Annotated in this window: 20 protein-coding genes; 6 read left to right on the top strand and 14 right to left on the bottom strand. The window is 59.1% G+C overall.

Going from position 1 to position 20,513, the window contains the following annotated elements; translation table 11 throughout:
- Positions 1-41: 41 nt before the first annotated feature.
- Both QP891_RS00940 and QP891_RS00935 read left to right on the top strand, forming a co-directional pair.
- Positions 42-1,346, top strand: a complete 1,305-nt coding sequence (locus tag QP891_RS00940) for a DUF349 domain-containing protein (protein ID WP_284769648.1) — start codon at positions 42-44, stop codon at positions 1,344-1,346.
- Entirely contained in the window at positions 1,346-2,446 is a 1,101-nt protein-coding gene (locus QP891_RS00935; RefSeq protein ID WP_284769647.1) for a GNAT family N-acetyltransferase, read from the top strand. Before QP891_RS00940 ends, QP891_RS00935 begins: the two co-directional genes overlap by 1 nt.
- Here QP891_RS00935 and QP891_RS00930 read toward each other — a convergent pair.
- From QP891_RS00930 to QP891_RS00910, 5 genes are all read right to left on the bottom strand, one after another.
- Positions 2,443-3,069, bottom strand: coding sequence for an Rv2732c family membrane protein (locus tag QP891_RS00930; protein ID WP_284769646.1), 627 nt, complete (start codon positions 3,067-3,069; stop codon positions 2,443-2,445). The genes QP891_RS00935 and QP891_RS00930 overlap by 4 nt on opposite strands.
- 23 nt (positions 3,070-3,092) lie before the next feature.
- Positions 3,093-4,619, bottom strand: coding sequence for a tRNA (N6-isopentenyl adenosine(37)-C2)-methylthiotransferase MiaB (gene miaB, locus QP891_RS00925; protein WP_284769645.1), 1,527 nt, complete (start codon positions 4,617-4,619; stop codon positions 3,093-3,095).
- A 171-nt stretch (positions 4,620-4,790) separates the two neighbouring features.
- Positions 4,791-5,390, bottom strand: coding sequence for a recombination regulator RecX (gene recX, locus QP891_RS00920; RefSeq protein WP_284769644.1), 600 nt, complete (start codon positions 5,388-5,390; stop codon positions 4,791-4,793).
- A gap of 39 nt (positions 5,391-5,429) precedes the next feature.
- The gene (gene recA, locus QP891_RS00915) at positions 5,430-6,566 is read right to left on the bottom strand and encodes a recombinase RecA (RefSeq protein WP_005283473.1); all 1,137 of its coding nucleotides are present in this window, start codon (positions 6,564-6,566) and stop codon (positions 5,430-5,432) included.
- A gap of 181 nt (positions 6,567-6,747) precedes the next feature.
- Entirely contained in the window at positions 6,748-6,963 is a 216-nt protein-coding gene (locus tag QP891_RS00910; protein WP_284769643.1) for a DUF3046 domain-containing protein, read from the bottom strand.
- Between the two features lie 130 nt (positions 6,964-7,093).
- Here QP891_RS00910 and QP891_RS00905 point away from each other — a divergent pair, with 130 nt between their 5' ends.
- The 3 genes from QP891_RS00905 to QP891_RS00895 are packed head-to-tail and all read left to right on the top strand — an operon-like array spanning position 7,094 to position 8,987.
- Entirely contained in the window at positions 7,094-7,657 is a 564-nt protein-coding gene (locus QP891_RS00905; protein ID WP_284769642.1) for a biotin transporter BioY, read from the top strand.
- On the top strand, positions 7,657-8,349 hold the full coding sequence (locus QP891_RS00900; RefSeq protein WP_284769641.1) for an energy-coupling factor ABC transporter ATP-binding protein: 693 nt from the start codon (positions 7,657-7,659) through the stop codon (positions 8,347-8,349). The genes QP891_RS00905 and QP891_RS00900 overlap by 1 nt, the downstream gene beginning before the upstream one ends.
- A 14-nt stretch (positions 8,350-8,363) precedes the next feature.
- Positions 8,364-8,987 (top strand): energy-coupling factor transporter transmembrane component T family protein, encoded by a 624-nt coding sequence (locus QP891_RS00895; RefSeq protein ID WP_350309196.1) that lies wholly within the window; start codon positions 8,364-8,366, stop codon positions 8,985-8,987.
- A gap of 126 nt (positions 8,988-9,113) precedes the next feature.
- On the opposite strand, the gene QP891_RS00890 is transcribed toward QP891_RS00895, so the two are convergent.
- The 4 genes from QP891_RS00890 to pgsA all read right to left on the bottom strand — a co-directional run bounded on the left by QP891_RS00890 (position 9,114) and on the right by pgsA (position 11,596).
- A complete protein-coding gene (locus QP891_RS00890; RefSeq protein ID WP_284769640.1) occupies positions 9,114-9,971 on the bottom strand; it encodes a PspA/IM30 family protein in 858 nt (285 codons plus the stop codon).
- A 133-nt stretch (positions 9,972-10,104) separates the two neighbouring features.
- A complete protein-coding gene (locus tag QP891_RS00885) occupies positions 10,105-10,482 on the bottom strand; it encodes a helix-turn-helix domain-containing protein (RefSeq protein WP_005278839.1) in 378 nt (125 codons plus the stop codon).
- Positions 10,483-10,490: 8 nt separating this feature from the next.
- Positions 10,491-11,006, bottom strand: a complete 516-nt coding sequence (locus QP891_RS00880; RefSeq protein WP_284769639.1) for a CinA family protein — start codon at positions 11,004-11,006, stop codon at positions 10,491-10,493.
- A 5-nt stretch (positions 11,007-11,011) separates the two neighbouring features.
- Positions 11,012-11,596, bottom strand: a complete 585-nt coding sequence (gene pgsA, locus QP891_RS00875) for a CDP-diacylglycerol--glycerol-3-phosphate 3-phosphatidyltransferase (RefSeq protein ID WP_284769638.1) — start codon at positions 11,594-11,596, stop codon at positions 11,012-11,014.
- 59 nt (positions 11,597-11,655) lie between these two features.
- Between pgsA and QP891_RS00870 the strand changes: the two genes are divergently transcribed.
- Positions 11,656-11,946, top strand: coding sequence for a YciI family protein (locus QP891_RS00870; protein WP_284769637.1), 291 nt, complete (start codon positions 11,656-11,658; stop codon positions 11,944-11,946).
- A gap of 4 nt (positions 11,947-11,950) precedes the next feature.
- Here the strand turns inward: QP891_RS00870 and QP891_RS00865 are convergent, their stop codons facing one another.
- The 5 genes from QP891_RS00865 to dapA all read right to left on the bottom strand — a co-directional run bounded on the left by QP891_RS00865 (position 11,951) and on the right by dapA (position 20,504).
- Positions 11,951-13,072: a TerC/Alx family metal homeostasis membrane protein gene (locus QP891_RS00865; RefSeq protein WP_284769636.1), complete on the bottom strand. Its 1,122-nt coding sequence runs from the start codon at positions 13,070-13,072 to the stop codon at positions 11,951-11,953.
- A 169-nt stretch (positions 13,073-13,241) separates the two neighbouring features.
- Positions 13,242-16,448, bottom strand: coding sequence for an FtsK/SpoIIIE family DNA translocase (locus QP891_RS00860; RefSeq protein ID WP_410757600.1), 3,207 nt, complete (start codon positions 16,446-16,448; stop codon positions 13,242-13,244).
- 272 nt (positions 16,449-16,720) lie between these two features.
- Positions 16,721-17,359, bottom strand: a complete 639-nt coding sequence (locus tag QP891_RS00855) for a TIGR03085 family metal-binding protein (RefSeq protein ID WP_284769802.1) — start codon at positions 17,357-17,359, stop codon at positions 16,721-16,723.
- 65 nt (positions 17,360-17,424) lie between these two features.
- Positions 17,425-19,593, bottom strand: a complete 2,169-nt coding sequence (locus QP891_RS00850; protein ID WP_284769634.1) for a ribonuclease J — start codon at positions 19,591-19,593, stop codon at positions 17,425-17,427.
- 2 nt (positions 19,594-19,595) lie between these two features.
- Positions 19,596-20,504: a 4-hydroxy-tetrahydrodipicolinate synthase gene (gene dapA, locus QP891_RS00845; protein ID WP_284769633.1), complete on the bottom strand. Its 909-nt coding sequence runs from the start codon at positions 20,502-20,504 to the stop codon at positions 19,596-19,598.
- Positions 20,505-20,513 lie beyond the last annotated feature (9 nt).

The following is a 20,513-nucleotide window of genomic DNA, read 5'->3' as shown; positions in this document are numbered from 1 at the left end:
CAGCCGTGACGCGCGGCGATATATGTCTAGGAGGGCTTTCCATGTCTCCCACCCCTACTCCAGGTTCCATGCCCAAGAAGGGCCCCCGCCCTACAGCCAAGCCCGTGCCCGTTCAATCTCCGAGCAAGAACGATCCAACCAAGTGGGGGCGCGTCGATGCCGATGGGTCCGTCTTCGTTTCCGCCCCCGAGGGCGAGCGCAAGATTGGGGAATGGCAGGCAGGCTCTGCGCAAGAGGGCCTCGAGCACTTCGGCGCCCGCTATGACGATCTAGCCACCGAGATCGAGCTTTTGGAGGCTCGCCTGCGCGCCAACCCCAGCGAAGCCGCAGGAATCAAGCAGACGGCCGCGGAATTGCGCGAGACCCTGCCTACCACCGCGGTCATTGGCGATATCGCCGCATTGGATCGCCGCCTGGGCGCGGTTATCGATCACTCCGTTGTGGCCGGGGAGCAGGCGCAGGCGGATAAGGAAAAGCGCCGACTGGATGCCATTGCGGCGAAGGAAAAGCTCGCCGCCGAGGCGGAAGAGATTGCCGAAAATTCCACCGAATGGAAGGCCGCCGGTGACCGCATCCGCGCGATTTTGGAAGAGTGGAAGCAGATTAAGGGCATCGATAAGAAGACCGATGACGGCCTGTGGAAACGCTACTCTCGCGCCCGCGATGCCTTCAATAGGCGCCGCGGTTCGCACTTTGCAGAACTCGATCGCGCCCGCGCGGCGGCGCGAAAGAAGAAGGAAGAACTCGTCGAGCGCGCTGAAGCCATCCAGGACTCCACCGACTGGGGCCCTACCGCCCGCGCCTACCGCGATCTCATGGCGGAGTGGAAGGCGGCTGGCCGCGCCCCACGCGAGGTCGATGACCAGCTGTGGGCAAAGTTCCGCGCGGCACAGGACCGCTTCTTTGATGCCCGCAATGCCGTCAACGACGAGCGGGACCGCGAGTTCGCCGAAAACGCCAAGGCAAAGGACGCGCTGCTTGCGGAATACGATAGCCTGATTGACCCATCGCAAAGCATGGACAAGGCCAAGGCTAAGCTGCGCGAGCTGCAGGAAAAGTGGGAGGAAATCGGCTTTGTGCCCCGCAATCAGGTGCGCGAGTACGAATCCAAGATCGAGCAGCTAGAAAAGCGCGTCACCCAGGCGGAAGAATCCGAATGGCGGCGCACCGACCCTGAAGCGCAGGCTCGCGTGGCCCAGTTCCAGGCCAAGGTGGAAGACTTCAAGGCCCAGTCCGCGGCCGCGGAAGCTAAGGGCAAAGAGAAGAAGGCCGCGGAGCTGCGCGCGCAGGCGGAGCAATGGCAGGAATTTGCCGATGCCGCTGCCAATGCCGTCAACGATAAATAGTGCACCTCGTTCAGATTGCGCGCCCCACCCAGGTATCCGAGGCTGAACCGGCGGATTGCATCCGATCCTTTGTTTTCTGGGCAAACCTGGCGGCGCAGGAAGCCAGTGGGGATGCGGCGGCCTCGACCTCGCCTAGCCGCGTGGTGCACCGCCTGCAAGGTTCGGGCGAATCGCAGACCTACCTTTTCGCCGTGGTCGATGCGCCGGCGACGCTCGGTCCTGTCTCCGAGCTTGGCCTGCCCCAAATCCCCGCCACCGCACCGAGCCCCGAGCTGGACTATGTAGGATTTATCCACATTAGCCTGCCGCTTTTAGAAGAGCGCAATGCCGCGGAAATCGAGTGCGTCCTCTGCGATCTGCCACTGCCCGGAGAACCCCTTGATGCCAAGGGGCAGAAGGTGGCTACCTGGATGGGAGATACCGCTTTAAAAATCACCCAACAGCTCGGCCGCAGCGTCGCGCACGTGGGTCTGCTGCACCCGCCGGAGACTTCGCCGGAGTACGACGCGATGGCAAAGGTCTATCAATCCCTGGGCTTTACGCAGCGCCATAGTGAGCGGCAACTAACCATCGATATTCCAGAACAGCCAGCTGCTGCCCTCTTTCCGCCTGGGCTTTCGGCCGCGGTATGGCAGGACTATGCCATTCCGGAAGAACACATCGACGATGTCATGCGCCTTTTAACGGTCGCCTCCGCAGATGCCGATACCGGCACCCTGTCCACCGAACCCATCGTGTGGTCTCGGCAGCGATTGGAGGAGGCGCACCAACGCCTGCGTTCGCGGCGCGGACATACGTTGCTCGTAGCGCTCATTGATGACGCCGGCGACATCGTGGCGCTCACGGAACTGGCGCGCCATGAGGCTGCGGATCCGGAGGTCTGCGAATGGACCCTCACCGTCACCGACCGCGACCACCGCCGGCAAGGCTTAGCACAATTGGCAAAACTCACCGCCCTGCACGAGGTCCACCGAGCGTGGCCGCAGGTGCGCCGCTGCTATTGTTCCGTCGCCGCCGGTGACGCAGCTATGAACGCGCTATATGCACGGCTCGGGGCGCGGGAAATCTCCCAATCCTCAGCCTGGGAGCTGCACCTTTAGCCCTCCTGCTGGTGACGGTGGCGCTCGGCGGCTTTCTTGCGGCGGTCATCGATAAGCATCTCCTGCGGCTGTGGGGACGCAATATCGGACTGGATTTTGCCTACCTCATCCAGCTGGCCCGCCGAGGCGCGGACCTTCTCCTCGGCCGCGCGTTGCTCCGGGCTGCGGCGCAGGGCGACGAGGCTAAAGCCCAAGAAGGCCAGGAAGGTGGCCAGCATGCCCACCCACATGCCAATGGCCGGGCCGTCTGCGGTGGAGCCGCGGTACCAAAAGCCCCACAGGTTGACGAAGAAAGAAACCGTCACCATCATCCACGCAATCAGCCCGAGGGTGGCGCGGCGGGTCAGCAAGGTCGCCGTCGTCAGCACGCCCACGCCGAGTAGCGCGAGCCACGCGGAGACGGTTTCCATCAGCGAGATCTTCACCCCATCATCGGTGGTGCCAAAACTCAGGACCTGCCACCCGTGGGCAGAGCCAGCATAAGGAACGATGAGGTAGACAATATAGGCCGCCACAGCGATCCACAGCGTTAGCTTCTGCCCACGCAGATCCATGGTTTGTGCTGCTCGACGCTCCGCCTGTGCCGCCTCCTGGGCGGCGCTGGTGGTATTTCGCTCTGTCATGGCACCCTAGCCTACTCCCCCGGTTAGCAGCCGCAGGAATCCGCTGTGGCAGCGCCGGCGGGCTTGCCGATGCCCGGCAGTCCCAACCCCACCCCAATGGGAGCGGTAGTGGGGGTTTGGCCCGCCGCCGACATGTCGCCGGCCTTGGTGCGGGTGTGGGTGGCTACTGCGGCATCGGCAAGCAAGAAGAACGAGCCTGCACCGGTGACCTTGGTGCGCACGACGTCGCCGGGGCGAATCTCGGCGGAGATATCCGCGCCGTTGTCGTCGATGGGGCTAAAGTGCACGAGGCGCCCATCGCGGGCTCGCCCCGACATGCGGTGGGTCTCATCGTTCTTGCGCCCGCCTTCAGCCTGGACCAAGAGCTCCACCTCAGTGCCCACGAGCTTCTGATTCTCTTCTGCCTGGATGCTATCCTGCAGCGCAACGAGCCGCTCGAAGCGATCCTGGACGATTTCCTTAGGCACTTGGTTTTCCATCTCCGCCGCGGGGGTGCCAGGGCGCGGGGAATACTGGAAGGTAAACGCCGAGGCGAAGCGAGCGCGGCGAACCAACTCCATGGTGTCCTGGAAATCCTCTTCGGTCTCGCCCGGGAAGCCGACGATGATATCGGTAGTAATCGCCGCGTTTGGAATCTTCTCGCGAACCTCATCGAGGATGCGCAAGAACTTCTTCGTGCGGTAGGAACGGCGCATGTCCTTCAAGACCTTATCCGAGCCGGATTGCAGCGGCATATGCAGCTGCGGGCACACCGCCGGGGTTTCCGCCATGGCGTCGATGACATCCGAGGTAAATTCTGCCGGGTGCGGGGAGGTAAACCGCAGGCGCTCGAGGCCGTCGATCTTTCCCACCTCGCGCAGCAGCTTAGAGAAAGCGAAGCGATCGCGCGGCATTTCTGGATCGGCGAAATTCACGCCATAGGCGTTGACGTTTTGGCCCAGCAGGGTGACCTCAGAGACGCCCTGGTCCACCAGCGCTTGTACCTCGGCCAGGATATCGCCCGGCCGGCGGTCCTCTTCCTTACCGCGCAGGGAGGGAACGATGCAGAAAGTGCAGGTGTTATTGCAGCCTACGGACACCGACACCCAACCCGCGTAGGCGGATTCGCGCTTAGCGGGCAAAACCGAGGGGAACGCCTCTAGCGAATCGACGATTTCTACCTGGGCTTCCTCGTTATGGCGGGCGCGCTCGAGGAGGGTTGGCAATGCTGCCATATTGTGGGTGCCGAAGACGGCATCCACCCACGGTGCGTTGTCAAGGACAGTGTCTTTATCCTTTTGCGCAAGGCAACCGCCCACGGCAATTTGCATGCCTGGGTGGTTCTCCTTCGTCTTCTTCAATGCGCCCAGCGTGCCGTACAGGCGCTTGTCGGCGTTTTCGCGGACTGCGCACGTATTAAAGACGATGAGATCCGGCTCTGTGGCCTCGTCGGCGGCCGCGTAGCCAGCTTCCTCAAGCAGGCCAGAGATGCGCTCAGAATCGTGCACATTCATCTGACAGCCGAAGGTTCGGACTTCATAGGTACGGGTTTCAGGAATTGTCTGCTCCACGTCGGCATAGTCTAGCCATCACCCAGAACAACTCATAACCGTCGCTGCTAGGCGCCCATGAAGGCTGGAAGATGAGACCAGGGCGTGGTGCACTGCCTTAGGGTGCGCACCCGCTGTGCGTGGGGATGCGCGCGCGAGTGCCTAGGTTAGTGTCCCACTAGGCGTACGGATTTAAGGAGAAGACAGCTCCTCGCAACGCTCCTCGAGGGCGCTAATGGCAATGTTCAAAGACATTCCCTCGTTGAACCCACGGCGCGCCAATACGCCCACGATTCTGCGCAGCGCCTTATCCCGTTCCTTCCTATCTGCAGGAACGGATTTCACGCTGCGCGCTTTCTTTTCCGCCAAGGCTCGGGCCATAGCTTCTTCATCGGCGGCATCAATTTGCTCGAGGGCTTCGTCTCTATCCGCTTGGCTTACGCCCTTTTCCCGGAGCTCGCGGTCGAGGACGCTGCGCGATTTCCCCCTCCGCTTATGCCGCTGCCGCACCCATTCGGCGGCAAAGGCGGCATCGTTAATGAGGCCCGCATGCGCTAAGTCATCGAGGACATCTTCAACCACCTCGGGGTCGAATTCGGCTTGTACTAGACGGTCATACAATTCCTGACGGGATCGCGAACGTTGATCCAGCAAACCCAAGGCGCGGGAGCGAACCTTGGATTTTGCCTCCTCCGCCTCCCGATCAAAAAGCCCGCCCCCGGCTTCTCCTTTTTCATAGGCGGCAAGGGCCTGGCGGAGTTGCTCTAACTTTTCAGGGGCGGGTTGATTCATAGCGCGGGTTAAAAGCGATGGGATTGCAGGTGGACAGGATTAGTCGTCATCGAAGTCGACGTTCGGGACCAAATCTACGGATTCATCCGTCAATGGGTCATCGGAGCCGGGGACATCCATGGCGGTAGCTTCTTCACCATTTGCCGCCTCTTCCCCAATGCCGAGCTTCTGGAAGATCTTCTTTTCGATCTCATTGGCAAGGTCTGGGTTGTCCTTAAGGAAGGAGCGGGCCTTCTCCTTACCTTGGCCCAATTGATCGCCTTCGTAAGTAAACCAGGAGCCGGACTTGCGGATGAAGCCGTTTTCTACGCCGAGATCAATGATGGAAGACTCCCGAGAGATACCCTCGCCGTACATGATGTCGAACTCGGCGATCTTGAATGGTGGGGAGACCTTATTCTTTACCACCTTGAGCTTTGTGCGGTTGCCAATGGCGTCTTGGCCATCCTTCAGGGTCTGGATACGGCGGATATCGCAGCGCACGGAGGAATAGAACTTCAGCGCCTTACCACCGGTGGTGGTCTCCGGGGAACCGAACATCACACCGATCTTTTCGCGCAGCTGGTTGATGAAGATTGCGGTGGTACCGGAGTTGTATAGCGCACCGGTCATCTTGCGCAAGGCCTGGGACATAAGGCGAGCTTGCAGGCCCACGTGGCTATCGCCCATCTCGCCTTCAATTTCCGCCTTTGGGGTCAACGCCGCCACGGAGTCCACAACGATAATGTCGATGGCGCCGGAGCGCACCAGCATATCTGCTATTTCTAGGGCCTGCTCACCAGTATCAGGCTGGGATACGAGGAGGTTATCGGTGTCGACACCTAGCAGGCGTGCATATTGGGGGTCGAGGGCGTGCTCGGCATCGATAAACGCTGCAATGCCGCCGTCTTTTTGCGCCGAGGCAATTGCGTGCAGTGCCACCGTCGTCTTACCAGAGGACTCTGGGCCATAGATTTCCACAATTCGCCCGCGGGGAAAGCCGCCAATACCCAGTGCCACGTCGATTGCCGTGTTGCCGGAAGAAATGGCCTTGATGGGCGGGCGGTCATCATCGCCCAAGCGCATAACGGCGCCTTTGCCATAATCCTTTTCGATCATGGCCATAGCTGCATCTAGCGCCTTCTGGCGGTCATCTCCCTTGGTTGCGGCTGAGGATGATTTCTTTTTCGTTGCCATTGTTATAAATCCTTATCTCGTACGACACTGCGTGAACACTTAATTAGACTGCTGCAGAGCCCTAAATGGTTCCGCCCTCATTGCAATCCCACTGTAGTCGCCCACACCGACACTCCAACTAGAGTACATACATCTGTTCGAATATCGAAAATGGACACGCATTTTCAGCTTTTCTCAGTCCCTATAAGGTTGGGTAATCTACGCCGAGACGGCGCTCTTGGGGGACATCGAAGTCATCGCACAGCCCTATCCATACACGGCGGGGATCGACGCCACGTTCGATAAGTTCATCCGGCGTTCCATTGAGCGCAGATAAAACATGCGAATGGCTAATCCACGCCCCTTTTGATTCGCCAAATTCATCCACAACCAATTGGTGGTACTCCGTCAATCGCATGCGCGCAATCCTACCCACCACCATGGAAATTTTTCCAAAGCCTTTACCAGGACCCTAAAAATGTTGTACTTGAACAACGTTCAAATATGCATGTCTACAGCGCCTTTACCCAAGATGCTAATCTTTTCCCATGCAGAAGAACTCCGTGGCAACCACCATTGCCTATGTTGCGGTATTTACCGCCCTCGTTATCGTTTTAGCCTTCGTTTCTATCCCCGTAGGCACCGCCGGCGTCCCCATCGTCTTGCAAAACGCCGCGCTCATTTTGGCCGGACTCATCTTAGGCGGCAAACGCGGCGGCTACGTTGGGCTCCTATTCCTCTTTCTTGGTTTGGCATTGCCCGTTTTGGCAGGCGGTGGCACCACGCTCCGCGCGCTCGCCGGCCCCACCGTGGGATACATCGTCGGATACGTGCTCTCCCCAATCGTCGCAGGCGCCATTGCTTACCGCGCCCCACGCGGAAAGGGCGGCATGACCATTGTTCTCGCTATCGCGGCCATCGCAGGCCTCCTGGTGCAGTACACCTGTGGCGCGATCGGCTTGATGCTTCGCTCCGGATTGGACGTCGGCCCGGCCATCGCGGCGCAAGGCCCGTTCGTCCTCGTTGACACTGCAAAGCTCATCGTGGCCATCATCATCGCCGTCGGTGTTCACTCCGCATTCCCCGACCTGATGGGTAAGAAGGCCTCCTAGTGCCCACCATCGACTTTTCCTCGGTGACAGTAACCTTTGATGAGACGGTGGTCCTCGATGACATCAACCTCACTTTAAGCGAGCAGAGGATCGGCATCATCGGTCAAAATGGTGGCGGAAAGTCCACGCTGACCCGGCTAATCAATGGCCTGGGTGAGCCCTCCGCGGGTACCGTCACCGTCGACGGCATAAGTCCCAGCGAGCAGGGCAAAAAGGTGCGCGAAAAGGTGGGTTTCGTCTTTTCTGATGCAGAAAATCAGATCGTCATGTCCAACGTGCGCGATGACATCGCTTTTTCGCTGCGCCGTTTCAAGTTATCTAAGGCCGAGCGCACTGCGCGAGTCGATGCCGCCCTAGAGCGGTTCGGGCTTCTAGACTTCGCCGAACGTTCCCCGCACACGCTATCTGGTGGACAGAAACAATTACTCGCCTTAGCCGCCGTACTGGTCATTGACCCGGTGCTCATCATCGCCGATGAGCCAACGACGCTGCTCGACCTTCGCAATCGCGACCGCATTAAGCGCGAGTTCGCACAGCTCGACCAGCAGCTCATCGTGGTTACTCACGATCTGGAATTTCTCACGGATTTTGACCGCGTCATCTGCATCGATGACCACAAGGTTGCCGCCGATGGAGCTCCCCAAGAGGTCATCGATTTTTACCGAGACCTCATGGCGCAACGGCCACTCTAGAAAGTCACCAACTAATGACTCGCCGCAAAACCAATATTCCGCTTTCCGTGTATGTTCCGGGCACGACGGTAATCCACCGGATGAAGCCCAGTTGGAAAATACTCATCCTGCTGGTATTTATCCTGGTTACCAGCATCTTTTTCAACTCTTTGCCGTGGGCCGGCGGTGCGGTAATCGCTGCAGCGTTGACCTATTTCATTGCCCGCATTCCCCCACGGATTGCGTGGAGCCAACTCTGGCCGCCCCTGATAATCCTCATTCCCCTTGCTGGCTTCCAATGGTGGGCGAAAGATTTTGACTACGCAGCCGTGATGTTCCTAAACATCTTGGCCGCCATGATTCTGGCCTTCTTATTAACGCTTACCTCAACGGTCGACGCGATCATGGAGTCCCTGGAGGAATCCCTCCAGCCGCTTAACCGATTCGGCGTCCCAGTAGAAAACATCAGCTTGGCGATGTCCCTGACAATCCGCCTCATCCCCCTAATGTTCGAAACGGTCTATGAGGTTCTCGATGCACGGAAGGCGCGCGGGGCTGGGTTTTCCCCCTCGGCGTTTGTTACGCCCGTCATCATCCGCTCCATTCGGCGCGCTCGGGCCATTGGCGAAGCCCTCCAGGCCCGCGGCGTCGGCGACTAAGGCAACAAAGGCACATCCCCGACTAGCATCAAAAGCCTCCGCCTTCCCCCCCACCGCTCAGAGCGGGAAAGGAAAGACTGGAGGCTTTTGTGCAGTTTGCGCTAGGACAAGCGCGGGTTGAGTAAGTTACTCTCCGCGCAGCTCGCGCAGGCGGGCCTGGACGGCGTCATCATTAGACGTCGGCTGAGCGGCCTGATCCGCAGCGGAACCAGAGGCCTTATTGCCCTCGATAGCCTGAGTGCGGTTGCCTTCCACCGACTTCGTGGAGTTCATCTCACTACGGATCTGCTCCAAACGGGAGTGCCCGGCCATCTGGATGCCTGCTTGCTGAACCTCCGCCATACGGTTTTCGACAGAATTTTCCGCCAATTCCGCCTGCCCCAAAGCCTTGGAGTAACGGCGCTCGATTTTATCGCGCACAGCATCAAGCGAAGGCGTGTTGCCACCGGCCGAGAGCTCGTTCATGGAGTTCAGAGACTCAGAAACCTTTTCCTGCATCTTTGCCTGCTCAAGCTGCGATAGCAGCTTCGAACGCTCATCAACCTTTTGACGCAGGGCGGCATTATTGCGTTCTACAGCGCGCTTTGCCTGCTCAGCTTGTTGCAATGCCTGGTCATGGAGCTTCTTCGTGTCCTCGACAGACTCCTCTGCGGTAACCAGCTGAGCGGCAAAGGCCTCAGCGGCGTTCTCGTACTCCACGGCCTTGCTCTCATCGCCATTAGCGCGTGCCTTATCGGCAAGTTCGAGCGCCTGGCGGGTATTGCCCTGCAGCTTTTCAACCTCGGCGAGGCGTCGGTTAAGTTGCATCTCCAGCTGGCGTTGATTGCCAATGACCGCCGCGGCTTGCTGCGATAGCTCTTGATGCTGACGTTGGGCATCTTCGATGGCCTGCTCAATCTGAATTTTCGGATCGGCATTCTCCTCGATTTTATTATCGAACAGTGCCATGAGGTACTTCCAACCCTTAACAAATGGATTCGCCATTATGCTCTAGACCTTTCTAAGGAATGTGGGAATGCGTCGCGTTGTCGTGTTTATAGTAACCCAACGCCTAGGGCTCTGCCGCCACTAATCGCAGGTATCCACCGCGGCTACTCTCTTTAGAGTCGCGCACGCGTTAAAGCTCAGAAGCAGCCGGCGCAGTATGCGCGAGCTCTTCATCCATCGAGGGCAGCGCCATATAACCAGCAGCCTCGATCAGGACATCCGATACAGACGCGTCGAGCGCATGGCACACGGAGGCCAATAGCTCAGAAGAAACTTCCTTGCGGCCTCGCTCGAGCTCCGACAAGTAGCCCGGTGACACGCGGGCAACGCTAGCCAATTCGCGTAGAGTAACTGACTTATCCGCGCGGAATGCACGCAGGGTCAAGCCCAATGCTTCACGCAAAAGTGGTTCTGGGGCGCGGGCAGGTTGTGGCGCCGATGGTGCCGCTGCCGCAGGTTCCGCGGCAGTCTGCGCCGAGTGGTCGAGGACTGCTGTAGAAATGTTCATCGTAAGTTTTAACGCTCCTTCGATGAAATTTGTTCCCCACTGGTAGGAAAATTTTTGATGACCGCACCAAGTTGGGCGATCGCTGCTCCTACCGTGGCGTTTCTAATTTCGTTGCGTGCAGTACCCAAGTCGCGCAGGCAATAAGACTGCGCTATGCGGTCGGCAGAATAGATTCCTAAAAATACCGTGCCGGGATCTTTTCCTTCTTGTTTGTCCGGCCCAGCAACACCGGTAAGCCCTATCCCCCAATCGGCCCCAGTTTCCGCGGTGGCGGCGCGGGCCATATCGACTGCGGTTTCGCCAGAGACGACGCCCATGCGCTCGATCTCTGAGACTGGTTTGTCCAGAAAGTGGGATTTTACCTCGGTGGCATAGGTGATAAGGCCGCCACGCAAGACGGCAGACGCCCCAGGCACCGAAGCGATGGTAGCGCTGGCTAAGCCGGCGGTCAGTGATTCACAAAAGGCCACGGACTCGTGGCGCGCTGTCAATAAGGCAACGAGGTCAGATTCTGTGAAGGTCATTGCGTTTAGCTATTTTGCTTCTGGCCGTCGATGAGATACTGCACGCCGGTAACGACAGTTACCACAACGGCCATCCACATGATGAAGGAGGTAGGAATATCCATCCACGAGGGAAGCGGCCACAAGTATAGACCCACGGCGAAGGACTGCAGGACGGTCTTCAACTTGCCGCCTTTAGAGGCCGGGACGACCTTTCCGCGGCGCAGCAGGGCCATGCGCCAGATGGTGATGCCGAATTCTCGGATCAAGATAATGACGGTGATCCAGACCGAAAGCTGATCGACGATATTAAGGCAGACCAGCGCTGTGGTCATGAGCGCTTTATCAGCAATGGGATCGGCAATCTTGCCAAAATCAGTAATCAACCCGCGGGCGCGGGCAATATCGCCATCGAGCTTATCCGTGAGCATTAATGCGGCGAAGACGCCGAAAGACCACCACTGGTGGCCGCCGATGACCAGCCATGCAAAGACCGGAATGAAAACGATACGCAGGCAGGTAAGGACATTTGGCAGATTCCAATTAGAGACCTGCGGATTCACATCCGAGGACTGCGCTGACTGTGCTCCGGGTTGATTCACCCTATACATACTACCCGCTTGGGTTCTGGTCTCGCGGCACACTCCCCCGAGAATTTATACTGGGAGGTATGAAATATTTTGCAGTCAATTATGAATACAACCCAGCCAATCCAGAGATAGCGAAGGTGCGCCCTGCCCACCGCGAGTTTACTGGGAAGTTATTTGATGGGGGCACCATCGTGGCCTCGGGACCGTTCACGGATTCCCAGGGAGGCGCACTCATCATTGTGTGCTTTGACGATGATGACACCCAGGTTGCCGATGTCATCCAGCTGATGAACGGTGACCCCTTCTATCAAGAAGGATGCCTCCAGGGCCGAAGCTTCCGCGAGTGGAACCCGGTCAAAGCCCGCTTTTAGCCCCCTAGTTGGGTAGATCTTCTTTGGGCAGCTCCTCGGCCTTGCCCAAGTAATCCCCGCGGGTATTGCGCACGATCTTATTTCCTTCCTCATCCCAGTCGTAGCGGTTGTGGGAGACAGCCACTACGCCTTGGGTCTTATCGCGCATGTTCTTAATAACCGATGCAAGAACGGTGATGACCAGAACTCCAACGATGACCACTAGCGAGCCGATGGTGGAAATTTCCGGCACGGATTCGATATTGTCGCCGCCATTGATAAACGGCAGGTTATTCTCATGCAATGCGTGGAAAAGCAGCTTGACGCCGATAAAGCCAAGGATGATGCCCAGGCCGTAGGGCAGGTAGACGAGGCGGTCCAAGAGGCCATCGATAAGAAAGTACATTTGGCGCAAGCCCATCAGTGCGAATGCGTTGGTGGTAAAGACCAAAAACGCCTCCGAGGTGATGCCGTAGATTGCCGGAATGGAATCGAAGGCAAACATGACATCGATAAGCCCAATGGACACCAGCGCCACAAACAGCGGCGTGAAAGCAAATTTACCCTTCTTTGAGCCATCGTACGCACGGTGGGTGAGCTTGTCCCCGTGGTACTGCGGGGTAACATCTACCGCCTTGCGCACGAGCTTGATGATGGCCATATCGTTCGGGTTGGTCTCCGGCGCGTCCCGAATCTCATCGATGACCAACTTGATGGCGGTATACAGCAAGAAGATGGCGAAGAGGTAGAAGATATCGGACCACGCCGCGATAACCGCCGCGCCCAGCAAGATAAATACCAAGCGAAAGACCAGGGCGATGATGATACCGATGAGCAGCACCTTTTGTTGGTATTTGCGCGGGATTTTAAACGATCCCATGATAAGCGCGAATACAAAAAGGTTATCCACAGAGAGCGCTTGCTCGGTGACATAACCGGTAAAGAACTGGATGCCGTGCTCATGGCCCCAAACGGCCCAGACGACGCCGCCAAAAACCACGGCGACGGCAATATAGAAAAGGGTCCACAGGCCCGACTCTTTCAAGGTGGGCTCATGTGGGCTGCGCACGTGAGAATAAAAGTCGAATATAAAAAAGGCTAGAATCACCGCACCGGTGACCAGCCACACCCACAATGGGACGTTCATCGCGAGATCCCTCCGGTCGAATTTACTTTAAGAAAGTGACCGGAGGTCTCCCCCGCCCAGCGACTATTCCTTGCTGGGCCGACACGACCGGGAGCGCCAGGCTACCGTGTTGACGATCTATGCCGTATGTGGGGTACTCCCCTCCAAGACCGTGACTATCTTACACTACTTAGAATGCTCCGGACGATGGGTTATAGGTTGCTTGCACCGTCCGCGTATCGGAATTGGGCGCATCGGGGGCATCGGAAGTAGCAGACTCTGCAGAATCGCCCGCATCATCGTCTGCCTCTTCTTGGTTCATCTCGTCCTGGATTTCCTTGGGGGCATCGGCAGGATCGGCGCCCTTAATCATCCACAGGATGGTGTCGAGCTCTTCGGGCTTGACCAGCACCTCGCGGGCCTTGGAGCCTTCCGATGGCCCCACGACACCGCGCGATTCCATCAGATCCATCAGGCGGCCCGCCTTGGCAAAGCCGATGCGCAGCTTGCGCTGCAGCATTGAGGTGGAACCCAGCTGGGCGGTCACCACAAGTTCGACGGCCTCGAGGAGGTCATCCATGTCCTTGCCGATGTCATCGTCGATTTCCTTCTTCGCCTCGGACTGCTTTTCCTCGGTCACGCCCTCGGTGTAGTTCGGGGCAGCCTGGGATTTGGCGGCTTCGACGACATCCATGACCTCGTCATCGGAAACGAATGCGCCCTGCATGCGCACTGGGCGCTTTCCCTGCGGGATGAATAGGCCATCGCCCATGCCGATGAGCTTTTCCGCACCGCCTTGGTCCAAGATGACGCGAGAGTCGGTCAAGGACGAGGTAGCAAAGGCCAAGCGGGAAGGCACGTTGGTCTTGATCAGGCCGGTGACCACATCGACGGACGGGCGCTGGGTAGCAAGCACCAAGTGGATGCCGGCAGCGCGGGCCTTCTGGGTGATGCGAACGATGGAGTCCTCAATTTCCTTCGGGGCGGTCATCATCAAATCCGCCAGCTCGTCTACGACGCAGACGATATAAGGATAAGGACGAACCTCGCGCTCGGAACCGGCCGGTGCCTGGTACTCGCCGGAGACTACCTTGCGGTTATAGTCCTCGATCTTGCGCACGCGCGCGGCCTTCATATCCATGTAGCGCTGCTCCATCTCTTCCACTAGCCACTGGAGTGCCGCAGCGGCCTTCTTCGGCTGGGTGATGATGGGCGTAATCAGGTGCGGGATGCCTTCATACGGCGTGAGCTCGACCATCTTTGGATCGACGAGGATCAGGCGCACCTGCTCCGGGGTGGCGCGGGTCAGCAGCGAAACCAGCATGGAGTTCACGAATGCAGACTTACCGGAACCGGTGGCACCGGCAACCAGCAAGTGCGGCATCTTCTGCACGGAAAAGGACGTGTATTCACCCTCGATGTCCTTGCCCAGGCCAATCAACATTGGATCCGGGGACGAAGTCATGCTAGGCGCATCCAAGACCTCACGCAGGTGAACCATTTCGCGGTCCGGGTTAGGCACCTCAATGCCCACCGCGGACTTGCCTGGAATCGGCGTAAGCAAACGCAGGTTATCGGTCGCTACGGCATAGGCCAGGTTGGACTGCAGGTTCGTAATCTTTGAGACCTTCACGCCTGGTCCAAGCTCAATCTCATAGCGGGTTACCGTGGGGCCACGGCTAAAGCCCGTTACCTGAGCATTGACGTTGAACTCTTCGAAGACATCAGTAATGGCCTCAATGATGCGGTCATTGATCTCGGTGCGTTCCTTCGCAGGCGTGCCAGGGGTTAGGAGATCGGTAGAGGGCACCGCATAGTTGTCGTTGCCAAACTGCGCTGGGGCGGGCGCTTGGGGTTGCGCGGCAGGCTGCTCCGCCGCGGCGGATTCTACCTGTGCGCCGGTGGCGGCATCGCGACCAGAGCGCTCGCGGAATAGGCGCCGAGCCTCCTCGTGCGCCGAAGACACGGCATCAGATCCGGCCTTGGCAGCACCTGCGGCAGCCGCGCCCGCGGCGGCTCCAGCAACACCTTTGGCTTTGCCAGCGGCACCAGCAACACCAGCCACCCCAGAAGCAGCAGCACCAGCGGCACCCGCGGCGCGACCAGCGCGCGAAGCTGCATCGCCCTTCTTGCGGCCGGCAGAAGACCCGCCAGTGGCAGCACCCAAAACGCGGGTGGGCTCACTTTCTGGCAGCGCCGGTTGGGTGGATTCGGAGTCCTCTGTGTATTCGGCGTCGTCTACGGCCGGGAAGGCATCGGTATCCCCCATGCTGGAATCCGTGCCGTATCCCAGTTCTTCGTCGCTGCGGTCTACGGGTTCATAGCCCGCGCGGACTGGAGTATTGAAGGCGACGGTGTGGTCGTCTCCGGGGGCATCGGCAAGCGGCTCCACCGGATAGGAGCTACCGGTCTTGCGCGGGGTGGACGGGCGGCGACGTTTCGGCGCAGGACGCTCGGATCGCTCGCGGCCGTGCGCAATATCGTCGATATCGCCAGATACGTGGCCGTAAAGATCGTCTTCGTCGGCATCGTCGTAGTCCGCCTCGCTGCCGCCAAAGCGGGAAAAGGCCGAGCGCAGCGAATCCGCAACGAGCTCGTAGGCCTCGCGGATGGTAATACCGGTAACCAGCAGCGCACCGTAAATGATGACAAGGAAGAGCAGCGGCACCGCAACATACGAGGTAAACGCGGCATCGAGGATCCCGCCGATGGCAAAGCCAACAACACCTCCGGCCCCGCCCGCGGTATCGGTAGTAAAACCGAGCGGCGGATTACCGGCAAAGATGTGGATGAGGCTTAGCATCGCCAGCACGATGATCGTCGTGCCGCCCGCAATGCGCGGATTAATGCGCCCGGATGGACCATCCATTTCCATCATGAGCGAAATGGCCAGGGCGACGAGCGCAATGGGAAGCACCCACGCGCCGGCGCCAATGACGTAGCGCACCAGGTTTCCCACCCAGGCGCCCACCTGGCCGGCGACGCCGAACCATACGGTGGCGGCGAGGACGATGGATACGCCAATGAGCACTAAGGCAACCGCATCCGGATTATTGACGCGGAACCCACCCTGGGAAGATGGCGCGGCCTCCTCGGCAGCCTGTGCTTCCTCCTCGGCCGCGATATCGCGCGCGCGAGTTACCTTGCTCTTCTTCTTTTTCCCGGCGCTGTCAGAAATTTCCTGTGGCTCCCTTGTTCTCTCGAAATCCTCCGTGCCGTCTGCAGGTGCATCCTGGCTCGGCTTTAAGCCCGCAAGGCCATTTCCTAGGCCGCGGGCGACATTGCCCATTCCTCGCGCGGTGGCACCAAATGCAGAGCCAAGCCCCTTGCCGACGGCCCGAAATGCGCTCCCCGTACGCTCCTGCGTCGTTCCTGCCGCGCGCCCAGACGAGGTCATCTCCAGGGTCTCTGGCACACCGGCGCTGGACTGACTGCGGCCAGACGGGCGCGACCGGTTGACTTTCCGGCCAGGCGCGCTTTTCGATGCTCGCGTCTGGTTGCGGCGCGATCCGCGCGAGGAGGCATTTTTGACAGACATGTCATTTACCTTAACCGGAAAACCCCACAAATCACATACGCCACACGCGTGGCGCGGTCCGCAAACTGGAAATTATGCAGTGTCTGCGTCAAAATGTTGCCGCCTGGCCAGGAAAAGTGCCTATTTCTAGGCTAGAGGGTTGACATTTCAATGGCGGACTCATCGCCATTGATGGTGACTTGGACAACGTCGCGCCCGTACGCCCACAGCAGTAGTTCCCCGACCTCCCCGCTGACGCGGACCACACGATCACCACGATCGGCCACCCCGTGCTTATCCGCCACGACGATGCGCGGCAGCCCATCCGGTTGCAAGATGACCGGTTGGGCGGACTTGCGCAGGCTAAATTTAGCCCAGATCTTCAAAAAGCGGTGCAGCTTCTTCTGTACCGCAGCGGAAAAATCGCGCGGTTCGGTCTCGCCATTGGCGCGGCGAATATCCTCGTGATGGATAAAATGCTCGGCCAAATTCTGCTGGGAATCAAGAAAGCGTGCGGGGTTGAACTTTGCCGGTCCCCTCCCCCAGGCATCGACAAGCTCATCGAAATCGCGGCGGGCGACCTTGGCGGATTCCTTGTCCAGGTGAGACTTAAAGACCGAGAGGAACATGCCCGCGGCAGCATCGGGACGGTTTTCGCGCACCCAGAGGTGAGTAACTAAGTCGCGCGTGGTCCAGCCCTCACACAACGTGGGGGCATCTGGACCTAACTGATGAAAAAGCGCGACCATCTTGGCGCGTTCGGAAGATGAAAACGACATGTGCCCCAGCATACCGAGGACATCGAAATGCTGGGGCACAGAAATTATGCCGGGATTAAATCCTTTTGTAGGAGAATCTACAGGGACTCGCGGCTGGCGTCGACATCGGCGTCATCGGCAAGCAGCGTCCCGGAATTCGTCGGCACGATGGTGGGCAAAATGACCGGCTCGCGCTTGTACTTGGAATCCATGAGCTTGGAAACCTTGCGGCGCAGCTTTTGCACCATCCGGTAGGTGTCATTCTCACCCTCTGCAGCGAGGTCGTTCATGGTGTTTTCCACCATCTCTGCCACCTCGGGCACGACGCCGCGGTCATCGTCGGAGAAGCCGGTGGTCGCGACCGTCGGGTGCTCTAGCAAGCGAGAGGTGCGGTTATCGATCACGCAGGTAATGGATACCACGCCGCCGGCGCCTAGGTTGGTGCGATCTGCCAAGGTATCGGCATCGACATCGCCCATGGACACGCCATCGACGTAGAGGTGGCCAACCTGCAGCTGGCCGACGACCTCCGCGCGGCCCTTGCGCAGATCCACCACGACGCCGTTTTGCGCCAAGACCGTCCGGTCGCGAGCAACGCCGGTAGAAATCGCCAATTCCTTATTGGCGCGCAGGTGGCGCCACTCGCCGTGGACCGGCATGGCATTGCGCGGGCGCGCCGCGTTGTACAGGAAGAGCAGCTCACCGGAGTAGCCGTGGCCGGAAGCGTGCACCTTGACGTCCTGGTTGGTGATGACGTTGGCGCCAATCTGGGACAGCATATTGATAACGCCGAAGACGGCCTCTTCGTTGCCCGGAATGAGCGAGGACGAGAAGATGATGGTATCGCCATCGCGCACCGTAATCTGGCGGTGCTCGCGGCGGGCCATACGTGAGAGCGCAGCCATCGGCTCACCCTGCGTACCGGTGGTGATGAGCATGGTCTTGTGCGGGGCCATCTTCGCGGCCTCATCGATGGGGATAATCGTGCCGCGCGGCACCTTCAGAAAGCCCATCTTTTCCGCAATTTCCATATTGCGCATCATCGAACGGCCGTTGAAGGCCACCTTGCGGCCATTGGCCACGGCAGCATCGATGGCGGCCTGCACGCGGTAGACGTTCGAGGCGAAGGAAGCCAAGATGACACGCTGCTTCGCGTTAGCCACCAAGCGCTTGAAGCTGGCAGGGATATCGCCCTCGGAGGCAGATACGCCCGGCACCGTGGCGTTGGTGGAATCGCACAGCATGAGGTCAACGCCCTCGTCGCCGTAACGAGACAGCGCCGGAAGGTCGGTCGGACGGTTATCCAACGGGGTCTGGTCCAGCTTGATATCACCGGTGTGGATGATGTTACCGGCCGGGGTGCCCAGCATGATGCCGAGTGCATCAGGCACGGAGTGGTTAACCGCCCAGAAGCGAACGCGGAAGCAGCCGTAGGTCACGTCGGACTTCTCGTTAACCTCGACGAACTTCGGCTTCTGGCGGTGTTCCTTACACTTCGCCGCAATAAGCGCGATGGTGAAACGGGAGGCAACGATGGGAATATCCGGGCGCAGCTTCAACAGCCACGGGATGGCACCGATGTGGTCTTCGTGGGCGTGGGTGACCACGAGGGCCTTGACCTTGTTGATCTTCTTTTCAATCGGCCCGAAGTCCGGCAGGATGAGATCCACGCCAGGCTCGCCGGAGGATGGGAAGAGCACGCCGCAGTCAATGATGAGCAGCTCATCGCCGTACTCAAAGACGGTCATATTGCGGCCGATTTCAGAAATTCCGCCCAAAGCGTAGATGCGCAGGGTATCTTTCGCCTGCTTCGGCGGTTCCGGCAGGCGCTTGGTCAGATCCGCGCCCTGCATCGACTTCGGCACATTGCGGCGGCCGCGGTTGTTGTTGCGGCCACGGCCTTTGCCATTGCCGTTCTTTCCGTTGCCACCATTGTTGTTCTTGTTATTGCCACCGTGGTTATTGCCACCTTGGCCATTGCCGCCGTGGTTATTTCCCTGGCCATGGGCATTATTGCCGTTTCCGCCACGGCCACGGCCGCGGCCGCCGCGGGAACGCGAGCGACGTCCGTTGTTATCGCCATCGTTCTTGTTATCGGACGAGTTGTTGTGGCCAGAGTTGCCCTGGTCTTCGTTTCCGGCAGTGCCGACGTTATTGGCAGGGGCCTGAAATACGGGCGAAGCCGCCTCGTTGGAGGCGGTCTCAGTTTCCGAAGGTGGACCCGCCTTGCGGGTGACCTTGCGGGAACGGTTACGGGGTTCAGTCATTCTTAAAGGACTCCAGATTGTTCCAAATCACGGCGAAGTACCTCGCGTTCCTCCTCGCTCGCGGCGGTGATAGGAAGGCGGGGCTCGCCAACTTCAAAGCCCTGCAGGCGCAGAGCTTCCTTTGCAAATGTCGCTCCGCCCAACCGCGCTTGAGCGCGGGTCAGTGGAAGAAGCGTTGAGTAATTTATTTCTTGCGCGCGGGCCAAATCGCCCGCATCGAAAGCTTCATAGAGTTCTACCAAGGCACGCGGTGCGGCGTGACCGATAACGGAGATGAAACCCGAAGCGCCGAGGGATAGCCACGGCAGGTTAATCGGATCATCACCGGAGTACCACGCCAAGTCGGTTTCTTGGATGAGTTCTGCGGCCGCAGAAAGATCGCCCTTGGCATCTTTCACGGCTTGGATAGTCGGCAATTCCGCAAGGCGGCGGAGCGTATCCGACGCCACTGGGATGCCCGAGCGGCCAGGGATGTCATAGACGCAAATCGGCAGATCCGTGGAATCAGCAACTGCGGCAAAATGCTCGTAGACGCCCTTTTGGGAGGGCTTAGAATAATAGGGAGTCACCACGAGCAAACTATCGGCTCCGGCGGCGGCGGAAGCTTGGGCCACCTCGATGGAGGTGGCGGTATTATTCGTTCCGGCGCCCGCACAGATCCGGACGCGGTCTCCTACTTCCTCTTTTACGGCCTTGAGCAGCTCCAACTTTTCATCCAAGGACGTGGTTGGAGACTCGCCCGTCGTTCCACCCAAGATGAGTGAATCCACGCCGTTGTCTACGAGATGAGCTGCCAGGCGGCGACCCGCTTCTAAATCCAGCGCACCGTCACGATCAAACGGAGTGACCATGGCGACGCCAATGCGACCGAAGGTGTCAACGCCAGTCTTTGCTGTCATACCTGTGCTCATAGCCGTCAA

The sequence above is a fragment of the Corynebacterium sp. MSK310 genome (genome assembly GCF_030227355.1).
GTDB classification, from domain to species: Bacteria; Actinomycetota; Actinomycetes; order Mycobacteriales; family Mycobacteriaceae; genus Corynebacterium; species Corynebacterium rhinophilum.
This window is presented reverse-complemented; position numbering and strand designations above follow the sequence as displayed.

Bases quoted from the DNA above. Each gene is read 5' to 3' on its own strand.
- QP891_RS00865 (WP_284769636.1), bottom strand. From the start codon at position 13,072: ATGAACGTCCCATTGTGGGTGTGGCTGGTCACCGGTGCGGTGATTCTA.
- QP891_RS00885 (WP_005278839.1), bottom strand. From the start codon at position 10,482: ATGAACATTTCTACAGCAGTCCTCGACCACTCGGCGCAGACTGCCGCG.
- QP891_RS00930 (WP_284769646.1), bottom strand. From the start codon at position 3,069: ATGACAGAGCGAAATACCACCAGCGCCGCCCAGGAGGCGGCACAGGCG.
- QP891_RS00870 (WP_284769637.1), top strand. From the start codon at position 11,656: ATGAAATATTTTGCAGTCAATTATGAATACAACCCAGCCAATCCAGAG.
- QP891_RS00905 (WP_284769642.1), top strand. From the start codon at position 7,094: ATGCAGAAGAACTCCGTGGCAACCACCATTGCCTATGTTGCGGTATTT.
- pgsA (WP_284769638.1), bottom strand. From the start codon at position 11,596: ATGTATAGGGTGAATCAACCCGGAGCACAGTCAGCGCAGTCCTCGGAT.
- recA (WP_005283473.1), bottom strand. From the start codon at position 6,566: ATGGCAACGAAAAAGAAATCATCCTCAGCCGCAACCAAGGGAGATGAC.
- QP891_RS00910 (WP_284769643.1), bottom strand. From the start codon at position 6,963: ATGCGATTGACGGAGTACCACCAATTGGTTGTGGATGAATTTGGCGAA.
- QP891_RS00880 (WP_284769639.1), bottom strand. From the start codon at position 11,006: ATGACCTTCACAGAATCTGACCTCGTTGCCTTATTGACAGCGCGCCAC.
- QP891_RS00890 (WP_284769640.1), bottom strand. From the start codon at position 9,971: ATGGCGAATCCATTTGTTAAGGGTTGGAAGTACCTCATGGCACTGTTC.
- QP891_RS00860 (WP_410757600.1), bottom strand. From the start codon at position 16,448: ATGACCTCGTCTGGGCGCGCGGCAGGAACGACGCAGGAGCGTACGGGG.
- QP891_RS00855 (WP_284769802.1), bottom strand. From the start codon at position 17,359: ATGCTGGGGCACATGTCGTTTTCATCTTCCGAACGCGCCAAGATGGTC.
- QP891_RS00850 (WP_284769634.1), bottom strand. From the start codon at position 19,593: ATGACTGAACCCCGTAACCGTTCCCGCAAGGTCACCCGCAAGGCGGGT.
- QP891_RS00940 (WP_284769648.1), top strand. From the start codon at position 42: ATGTCTCCCACCCCTACTCCAGGTTCCATGCCCAAGAAGGGCCCCCGC.
- QP891_RS00895 (WP_350309196.1), top strand. From the start codon at position 8,364: ATGACTCGCCGCAAAACCAATATTCCGCTTTCCGTGTATGTTCCGGGC.
- recX (WP_284769644.1), bottom strand. From the start codon at position 5,390: ATGAATCAACCCGCCCCTGAAAAGTTAGAGCAACTCCGCCAGGCCCTT.
- dapA (WP_284769633.1), bottom strand. From the start codon at position 20,504: ATGAGCACAGGTATGACAGCAAAGACTGGCGTTGACACCTTCGGTCGC.